Origin of the sequence: Streptomyces sp. NPDC005496, from assembly GCF_042872045.1 — a bacterium.
GTDB lineage: Bacteria > Actinomycetota > Actinomycetes > Streptomycetales > Streptomycetaceae > Streptomyces.
The window spans coordinates 372269-381411 of sequence record NZ_JBIAJQ010000010.1; the positions used below are offsets into that span (position 1 = coordinate 372269).

Sequence of the window (9143 nt, forward strand, 5' to 3'; positions counted from 1 at the left end):
GCGCCGGCCACTCCGGCGGGGCCGCCCGTGCCGCTCGCGCCGGCCACTCCGGCGGGGCCGCTCATGCCGCTCGCGCCGGCCACTCCGGCGGGGCCGCTCATGCCGCTCGCGCCGGCCACTCCGGCGGGGCCGCTCATGCCGCTCGCGCCGGCCACTCCGGCGGGGCCGCCCGTGCCGCTCGCGCCGGGTGCGCTGTTGGTGGTGCTGGTGCCGGTCGCGGCGTTCGTGTCGCTCGGGCCGCTGGTGGTGCTGGTGCCGGTCATGGGGTGGGCTCCGTGGCTGTGAGGCAGGGCTGCGGCGGGGCGAGCAGGCGCGACAGCGGTGCGCCGGATACGTCGGCCAGGCGCGACTGCGGCGCGTCGGGCGGGGAAGGCCGCAGTGCGCCGGATACGTCGGGCAGGCGGGACTGGTGTGTGCCGGATGGGTCGGGGAGGTGGGACTGGGGTGTGGTGGGCGGGGCGGGCTGGGGTGGGGTGGGCAGGAGGCCGGGGGGCAGGGGGCGGGGTGCGGGGATGACGTCGCGCCAGCCGGGCGGGGGCAGACCGCGGCGCAGGTCGCGGTGGTCGGCCAGCCACTGGCAGGCGAAGGTGACCAGTTCACGCAGCGGTACGGCCCGGCACAGCGCCCCGGCCACCTGCGCGGTGGCCAGCGGCCGGCCGGCTGCTTGATAGGCGTCGCCCAGGGCGTCGAAGTCGCCTTCCCACACCAGGAGTTCGGGCACCTGCCGCCACGAGGTACGCCCCAGGGGGCCGGGGACGGGCAGCGACCACCAGCCGGCGCGCCGGCCCGGGTAGGCGGTGGCGTACTCGGCCAGGTGCAGGGCGGTGCATTTCTGCCAGCGGGTGCCCAGCAGCAGCACGGTGGCGTCCAGGTCCCACAACCGGCCCAGCGGGCCGTGTGCGGCAAGCCGCCAGGCCAGGGGGTGCTCGGCCACGATCCGTTCGGCGCGCGGCCCCTGCGCGGTGAACGACACGTGGGGGTGGCCGGAGCGGCGGGCGCCGGGCTGGGTCCTCAGGAGCTCGGGCAGCACGCCCATGGTGCGGGCGACGGGGGTGCGCCGTGCATCGAAGCAGGGCATCTGTGCGGCGGTCGCGGGATCGGCGGCGGCGTGGGCCAGTTCGGGGCGGCGCCAGGTGTGCGGGTGGCACAGCTGGGGGGTGAAGGCGGGCATCACCAGGGTGCCCGCGGCGCCCACCGCGTCACGCAACGCGAGCAGCACACTGTGGGCGCCGCCGACGACGTAGCCGAAGGAACTGAGCGAGGTGTGGGCGATGACCGTGGCGCCGGGCCGCACCCCCAGACCGGCCAGACCGCGGGCGAGCACGTCCCGGGTGACGACATGGCCGCTGTTCATGACGCCCCCCGCCCACCACGACCGCCGGCACCGTCATGGCCGCCATGACCGTCATGGCCGTCATGGCCGTCATGGCCGTCATGGCCGTCATGGCCGTCATGGCCGTCATGGCCGTCATGGCCGTCATGGCCGTCATGACTGTCATGACTGTCGTAGCTGCCGTGAACGCCGGCCGCGATGGCCTGGGCGCCTGCCCCCGCTGGGAAGCCGTCCGCCGCGGTAAGGCCGTCCGCTGCGGTGAGGCTGTCCGTCGCGGTGAGGCCGTCGCGGGTAGCTCCCGTACGACCGGCCGCAACGGCGGGGACGGCTCCGGTGTCCGGGCCGGACTCGTGGACGGGCGGGGCGAGTTCACGGGCGGTCCCGGTCCGGGCGTCTTCGCGTGCGGCGGGGACTGGCCCGCGGCCGTCCGGGCGGCTTTGGCCCGCGGGCGGAGTGCTCTGGCTTGCGGACCAGCTGAGCCGGTCACCGGCCGGGACGTCGGCGAGCGGCGGCGCAGCGAGCCGCCGGCGCCCGGCGGGGGCGGCAGCACTCGGGCCTGGGGGCAGTCCCCGTTCACGGTCCAGCGGCCCCAACCCGCCGACCCGCGTGGCCTGTTCACCCGCGGACGCAGGCTGTGCGCCTGCGGCTGGGGGTTGTTCGCCGGTGGGTGGGGTGGGTTGGTTGGGTGGGGTGAGTTCTTCGGTGGTGGCGCTGAGGACCCAGCGGTACCAGGCGCGGATGTTGCCGGGCCGGCTCAGGGGGTGGGCTTCGGAGCGGAAGAACGCCACTTCGCTGCGGACTCCTTGACGGGCCAGGGCACGGTGGGTGCGCAGGGTCTCGGTGGGCGGTACGAGTCCGTCCTGCAGGCCGTGGGAGAGCAGTACCCGGGTGCCGGCTGCCACGGGGCGTGGGAAGAGGCTGTTGAGCTGGTAGAGGGGACGCCAGTGGGTGGGATCGCCGAACTCGCGGATCCACTGCCAGCCCACGTCGCTGCTCTCGGCGACCTGGGCGAGGTCCAGGGGCGCGGCGTGTGCGACGACCAGGTCGGGGTTGAGGGTCTCGGCGGTGGTCAGGGCGAGGTAGCCGCCGAAGCTGCCGCCCATCAGGGCGAGCGGGGAATCCAGCAGGCCCTCGGCGCCCCGGACCGCCTCGACCTGGGCGGCGGCGCACGCGGCGGTCCCGCCGCGCCACTGACGCCAGCCGGTGCGCACGGCGTCGGGGTAGCCCAGGCTCATCGGCGGCTCGACCAGGACCACGGCGAAGCCGCACGCGACGAACGGCCACGGGTTCCACCGCCAGGACCAGTCGCTCCAGCTCTTGAACGGGCCCCCGTGGAAGAGGACCACGGTGCCCCGGGGCGGCCCCTCGGGCAGGCACACCCAGCTGGCGACCTCACCGCCCGCGGTGGGGATGCGCTGGGGCCGGTAGCTGAGCCGGCCCGGCAGCACGGGCGCCTCCGCCGCCACCACCCGCTCCACAACGCGCCCCCTGGCAGCGGGGGCGGTGACCGCGGGCGCGGCGACGGCAGACGCGGGTGCGGGCGTGGTGGCAGCCGACGCGGCCACGGCGGGCGCGGAGGGGGACGCGGTGACGGCGGACGCCGGCGTGGCGGGCGCGGGCGTGGTGCCGGGCGTCGCGGCGGTGACGGTCGCAGGAGCAGGAGCAGGAGCAGGAGCAGGGGCTGGGGCGGGGGTGGGGGTGGTGGTGGGGAGGGTGGTGACGTCGAGGGCGGGCGGGGTGTCGGGGGCGGAGGTCAGCACGGCGGCCCGGCCGGCGTGGATACGGGCGCTGGTCACCGAGGCGGGCAGCGGCACCGGCTGCCAGGTGCCGTGGTCCAGGTCGTGGACGTACAGGCCGCGGCGGGGCCCGGACTCGGCCGTGCAGAGGAGGCGGCGGGGCCCGTCCCAGCCCACGGGACGCTGCCACAGCCCGCCCTCGGCAGGCAGCAGCCGCGGCTGCAACAGGTGGTCCAGGAGACAGGCGTACTGGCTGACGGGTTCGTTGTCGCGGCGCACCGTGGTGGCGAGGTAGGCGACCTGCCCGTCCTCGCCCTGGACGGGATAGCACAAGTCGACGCTGTCGCTGAACAGTTCGGCCACCACTCCCCCACCGCCGGCGTCGTCGCCGGCGTTCGGGGCGAGGGGGGTGAGGGGGGTGAGGGTCTGGGCGAGGAGTCCGAAGCGGCGGATCCCGTCACGGTGGTGGCGCTGGACGCCCAACAGGAGGGTGGCGGGACCGCTCCAGGCGCTCTCACCGGTCAGCGCCAGACCCGCCGGCATGTGCGGGGTCAGGGCGCGGGGCGGGGCGCCGTCCAGGGAGAGCAGGTGGACCTGCCAGGGGCCTTGCGGCTGTTTGGCGTGGCTGAGGGTCATGTCGCAGCCCTGCGCCCAGACGGCGTCGGAACCGGCCAGCACATCCTCGGGGTGTTCTCCCGGCCCGCCGTAGGTGGTGGTGCTCACCGCGACCGCGCTGCCGCCCGGGCGAACAGCGAGGGCGCCGGCCCGCCCGGGAGTGCTGAACAAGACCTGTTCAGGGCCGCCGCCTGCGGGACGCCGGACAATGAGGGTGCGGCCCTGCTCACGGCGCACGCACACATACCCGCCGTCCACCGCGACGGCCTGGGTGGCCCAGGGCATGGTCCAGCCCGCCTCCCAGCGGCCCTCGCGGGTGCGCCGGTAGTGGACGAGGTGAGGCTGTTCCGCGCCGTGGCGGGTGGGCACGTCCACCCGCAGCAGCAGCCCCTCCCCGCCAAAAGCGGCGACATCAGCGGGACGTGGTTCGCTGCACAGCGCCTCCGCCCAGGCAACAGCCCGCTCCAGCACACCACCCCCACCGGCCGAACCAGCCGGGGTGACCGACACGGCCGGGGTGGCCGGGGTGGCCGCGGCGGACGGCACGGCCGCAGCAGCCGGAGATGTCGAAGCACCTGGGGAAGCCGCAGCAGGCGCAGCAGCCGGGACAACCGGGGCGGGCGGGACGACCGGAGTGGGCGGGACGACCGGGGTGGTGGTCATCGCGCGGCCGCGGGAGCAGGGACGTGGGCGGGGACGTCGGCGTGGGCGAGGCGGGCGATGAGGGCGAGGTCGAAGAGGCCGGCCAGGCGGGCGGCTTCGGTGGTGTCGCACAGGCCGCGTTCCAGAGCGCACAGCCGGTACTCGTGCTCGGATGTGGCCTGCCACAGCTCACGCAGCAGGGCGTGACGCCGGGCAGTGGACGTGACCGGGCTCGAGGAAGTGCGCAGCAGTCTCAGGCAGTACGCCTGCAGTTCGTCCAAGGTGGTGCCGGTCACAGCTTCGGCGGGCAGGTCCTGGTAGACCAGACGGCCCGGCGGCAGACGGAACGTACGGGCCAGCAGACGCTCATCGGTGCTCCAATCGGCGGTGGCCTGGGTGGCACGGGCCAGCTGAGCATCGGGGCGAGGCGCGGGCGCGAAACCCGCCGCAGCCAAAAGCCGCCCCGCACCACCACTACCACCGCCAGCACCAGCACCAGCACCAGCACCAGCACCAGCGGCACTTCGCGCAGCCCCGGCGCCGGTGCCGGTGCCGGTAGTAGTACCACTGGCGGCGGTAGTGCCACCGGCGGCGACGGTGGCGGCGGCCAGGCGCAGGGTGTAGGCGCGGTGACGTTCGGGGAAGTCGGCCGCGAACAGCTGCAGACAGGCCAGAGCGGTCCGGGCGCTGACCGGCGAACCCGGCTTGAGGGGCCGGTGCTCGAAGTCCCACTGCCGCCCGTAGGAACTCGTCCACGCCTCAGCCCCACGACGCCCCACACCCCCACCAGCACCAGCACGGGCGGGGTTCCGCACAGGAACCGGGCCGGGCGCAGGGGCGGCTGCAAGGACCGGCGCGGGGGCGGCGGTGGCCGTGAGGGCAGCAGCCGACGTGGCCGTGAGGGCAGCAGCCGACGTGGGCGCAGAGGCGGCAGCCGGCACCGGTGTCGGCGCGGGCGCGGAGGTCTGCGCAATGGCGGCTGCCGGCACAGGCGTTGGCTTAGACACGGACGCCGGGAGCGGTGCGGTGGCGGGCGCGGGCGTAGGTGTACTGGCGAGGGTGTTCAGGGCGTGGCGGGCGTCGCGGGCTTTGATGTCGCCGTGGGTGTCCAGGTGGTGAAGGAGCAGGTCCATGGCGGGCCGGTCGTGGCGGGCGGCGTGGCGCAGGGCGGCGGTGGAGCGTTCGGTGAAGTGCAGTGCCGCGGCCGCCTGGTGCAGGCCGGTGGCCTGCTGGGTGGTCAGGCGGCGGGTGTCGAGGAGTTCGGTCAGGGCGTGGCGTATGCAGATCAGGGCGTGGGTGAGGCGGTGGGCGCCGGCGTCGTCGTCGTCGGTGTGCAGGACGGCGACGTCGGCGTCGGCGTTCAGGCGGCCGGCGCGGGCTTCGGTGAAGACGTGGCCGATGCCCTGCATGCCGAAGTCGGCCAGTTCCGCGGCGCGCAGGGCGCCCAGGCTGGCGGTGCCGGCGATGTGCACGCCGCGGGCGAGCTGGGCGAGGATCTCTTTGTGGCGGATGGGCGCGTAGTGCTGGTAGACGCCGTCCACGATCAGGATCTGGTCGCCGGGGCGCAGGCACAGGTCGAAGAGGTCGCCGTGGCGTATGGGGGGCCGGTATTCGAAGGGGCCGGCGGGGCGCTGGTGGGGGGCGAGGGTCGGGCCGACGAAGGCGATGCGGCGGCTCACGGGTGGCTCCTGCTGGCGAGGGTCTGCGGGCGGGGGTGCTCCAGGGCCAGTCCAAGGCCCGGGGCGAAGACCTGGACGACCGCGGGCCACGGCTGCTCGTGAGGGGTGAGGTCGGTGGTGATCACGGGCCGTCCGGTGGCCTGGTGCACAGCGGCCACCAACTGCTCGAGCACCCCACCCAACGTGACAGCCGCGCCCCGGCCGGCCGGGGTGGCGTCCCGGCCGGCAGTCGCATCGCCGGCGATGACGTTCCGGCCGGCGGTCGCATCGCCGGGGCTGGCGCCCTGACTGGCGGTGGCATGGCCGGGGCTGGCGTTCTGGCCGGTCGGGGCGGCGTTCTGGCCGGCGGTGGCACCGCCGGGGGTGGTGTCCTGGCCGGTGGGGAGGGTGGGGAGGGGTTCGGTGTGCCGGGGGGCGGGCCGCAGCCGGCCGGTGGGGGCGGCGGCCAGGGGCCGGAACGTCCATTCGGGGATGTCGTCGCGGCCGCCGCTGATGGCGCAGGCGCGGCTCTGGACGGCTTCCAGCAGGGCCCGTTCGGCGGCGATCGCGGGATCGGTGTGACAGCCGGACCCGGCGAAGATCTGCCACATCTCGGGCTGGGTGAGCCAGCAGGTGTAGGTGAAGGTGCCGGGCAGGGAGGGGATGCGTTCCAGGGCGACGTCGGCGCCGGCGGCGTGGATCCGCTCGATGACCGGACCCAGCCGCTCCCCGACGCTGTCCAGGTCGGTGGCGATCGCGTCGCCTTCGCGCAGGCGGGCCAGCGCGTCACGTTCGGCGACTTCCAGCAGGGCGTGCACGGTGGCCTCGACGTGGTCGTTGCCCGAGGCCAGACCGTTGGTCGTGGTCAGGAAGGTGGCGGGCTGCCAGCCGTCACCGGCCCAGCCGCGCAATCCCACCGCGGCCGCCGGCACCAGCGCAGGCGCCCCGGCCGCCAGATCCCAGCCGCAGGTCCACTCCAGCACCGTGCGCTCATCCACCAACGACACCGGATGCAAAGACAGTTCACCCACCCCATAGCCCGGAGCCAGCGCGCGGGCAGCATCGCGCACCACGACAGGCACACGCGCCTGTTCGGCGGCGGCGACCTCCAGCGACTCCATGACAGCCGAGATCCGGGCCGCCGTATGGGAGAGCCCCTTGCCCGCGCTCGCACTCAACGTGGCCGCGGCAGGCCGGATCGCCGTCCACACCGGCACATTGACAACATCCAGCCCCGTCAGGTCCGCAACCCTGGTGATCCCCCGGCCCGCCAGCAGCGGAACAAGCCGCTGCCAGGTCTGCTCCAGCGAGCAGGTACGCACCGTGCCCCGGGTGACGGCCGCCCGCCCGCCGCTGCTCATCCAAGAAGCCCACCGCCCACCCGCACCCGCCGCGGTCGCCGTGCCCGCCGTGGTCGCCGTGCCCGCCGCGGTCGCTGCGCCTGCCGTGGTCGCCGTGCCCGCCGCGGTCGCCGCGCCTGCCGCGGTCGCCGTGCCCGCCGTGGTCGCCGTGGTCGCCGTGCCTACCGTGGTCGCGGCACCCGCCGTGCGCGCGGCGGTCATCGGTGCTGCCTGCGCAATGTGACCGCGGCCGCCGTGACCGCGTCCTCGTCCACGCCCCGCAGGTATTCCGCCAGTGCCCGGCGCAGCAACTCGGTGCGCTCCCCCAGCCGGTACTGATGATGACACTCATGCAGGGCGGTCACGGGCGCACTGCCCAAAAAGCCGGCAAGGACGACCTCGGCCAGATTCTCCGCGGTCGGTTCCTCGATGGTGATCGCGACATGAATGGAGTTGCCCTCACGGGCCGTCGCATAGTGGGGAGTGCCGTGCGGCATGTACAGCACATCACCGGGCCGCAGCGTCACCTCCCTACGCGCGTGGTCGGCGATGGGCCCCTCGTGCAGGGACGAATCGCTGGTGGAGGTGGCGTCGATACGGCCCACCACCCAGTCCTTGACCCCGGCGACCTGCAGGATGAACACGTGCGCGCCGTCGGTGTGGGCCTGCATCGCGGTCTTGCCCGGCGGGCTGAGGAACACAAACGCCTCCAGCCCCCCGGCGAAGTGCGGCTCCATCGCCTTGACCAGCGCCCGGATACGGGGATGCCAGTGCTCGGCCTGGTTGAACTTGAACGTCGCGCCCTGCGCGAAATCCTCACGGATCTGCGCCGGCTCGATGAACCCGGGCAGTTCATGGCCCACCACACGCCGCCGACGCGTCATGTCACTGATCGCGGTACGCACACCCTCGTTGAACACCGTGAAGTAAGGGCGGGAGAGCAGACCACATTCGACCTCCTCCCACATCTCCTCCTCCGTGATCAGGCCCGACAGATCACCCGGCGCACGCAACACCACCGGCTGCCCCGCCCAATGCACCCGGAAAAAGGCCTCCACATCACCGACCACATCCTCCAGACAACCCGGCACCCCACCTCCACCCACCACACCAGCAGCATCAGCATCGGTGGCGGTGGCGTCGGTGACAGACACCACCGCTACACCGGAGCCTGCATCCGGCACAGCGCCAGCACCCGAACCGCTGGCACCCGTGCCGACACCAACCGTGCCAGCAGCAGTAGCGGTGGCAGCGGCACCCGTGCCGGCACCAGCCGTGCCAGCAGCAGTAGCGGTGGCAGCGGCACCCGTGCCGGCACCAGCCGCGTCAGCAGCGGCTGTGCCGGCGGCAGCCGTGTCGGCACCAGCCGCGCCAACGGCAGCGGTGGCAGCGGCACCCGTGTCGGCACCAGCCGCGCCAGCAGCGGCTGTGCCGGCGGCAGCCGTGTCGGCACCAGCCGCGCCAACGGCAGCGGTGGCAGCGGCAGCCGTGCCAGGCGCAGCGGGCACACCCGCAGCCGGCACAGCGGCCACGCCCGACCCGGCGGTGACCGGCGGGGCACTCACGCCGGAACCGGCGGCCGGCGCGGTGGTCTCACCCGGACCCGCGACGCAGGGCAGGGCGGCCACGTCGGGGCCCGCGACGGGGCCGGTAGCAGCCGGGCCGGAGCCGGTGGCGACCGGCAGGCTGGCTTCGCTGGGGCCGGCAGTGGCCGGGTCGGGGCCGGTGGTGGCCGGGGTGGGGCCGGTGGTCGTGGTGGTCATCAGCCGATCGCCTCCCGCATCGTCTCAAGCGCCGTACGCGTCCAGCGGGCACCGTC

General features: G+C 74.7%; 6 protein-coding genes and 1 pseudogene. All 7 read right to left on the reverse strand.

Features of this window, described 5'->3' with window-relative positions:
- Positions 1-263: pseudogene (locus tag ACFYQQ_RS29605) on the reverse strand (hypothetical protein); the annotation flags it as partial.
- Positions 260-1354: an AAC(3) family N-acetyltransferase gene (locus tag ACFYQQ_RS29610; protein WP_356240367.1), complete on the reverse strand. Its 1095-nt coding sequence runs from the start codon at positions 1352-1354 to the stop codon at positions 260-262. The gene ACFYQQ_RS29610 and the pseudogene ACFYQQ_RS29605, both read right to left, overlap by 4 nt.
- Positions 1351-4230, reverse strand: a complete 2880-nt coding sequence (locus tag ACFYQQ_RS29615; protein ID WP_388905717.1) for an alpha/beta hydrolase family protein — start codon at positions 4228-4230, stop codon at positions 1351-1353. The genes ACFYQQ_RS29610 and ACFYQQ_RS29615 overlap by 4 nt, the downstream gene beginning before the upstream one ends.
- 113 nt (positions 4231-4343) lie before the next feature.
- Positions 4344-6005 (reverse strand): TfuA-like protein, encoded by a 1662-nt coding sequence (locus ACFYQQ_RS29620; RefSeq protein WP_355790227.1) that lies wholly within the window; start codon positions 6003-6005, stop codon positions 4344-4346.
- Positions 6002-7546 carry a YcaO-like family protein gene (locus ACFYQQ_RS29625; protein ID WP_388905720.1) on the reverse strand — a complete coding sequence of 515 codons (1545 nt, stop codon included), beginning with the start codon at positions 7544-7546 and terminating at the stop codon, positions 6002-6004. Before ACFYQQ_RS29625 ends, ACFYQQ_RS29620 begins: the two co-directional genes overlap by 4 nt.
- Positions 7543-8481 carry a JmjC domain-containing protein gene (locus ACFYQQ_RS29630; protein ID WP_388905723.1) on the reverse strand — a complete coding sequence of 313 codons (939 nt, stop codon included), beginning with the start codon at positions 8479-8481 and terminating at the stop codon, positions 7543-7545. Before ACFYQQ_RS29630 ends, ACFYQQ_RS29625 begins: the two co-directional genes overlap by 4 nt.
- A 2-nt stretch (positions 8482-8483) precedes the next feature.
- The gene (locus ACFYQQ_RS29635) at positions 8484-8885 is read right to left on the reverse strand and encodes a hypothetical protein (RefSeq protein WP_388905726.1); all 402 of its coding nucleotides are present in this window, start codon (positions 8883-8885) and stop codon (positions 8484-8486) included.
- Positions 8886-9143 lie beyond the last annotated feature (258 nt).

What these genes read in the sequence shown, in the direction of transcription:
- ACFYQQ_RS29610 (WP_356240367.1), bottom strand. Translation starts at nt 1,354, where the DNA reads ATGAACAGCGGCCATGTCGTCACCCGGGACGTGCTCGCCCGCGGTCTG.
- ACFYQQ_RS29625 (WP_388905720.1), bottom strand. Translation starts at nt 7,546, where the DNA reads ATGACCGCCGCGCGCACGGCGGGTGCCGCGACCACGGTAGGCACGGCG.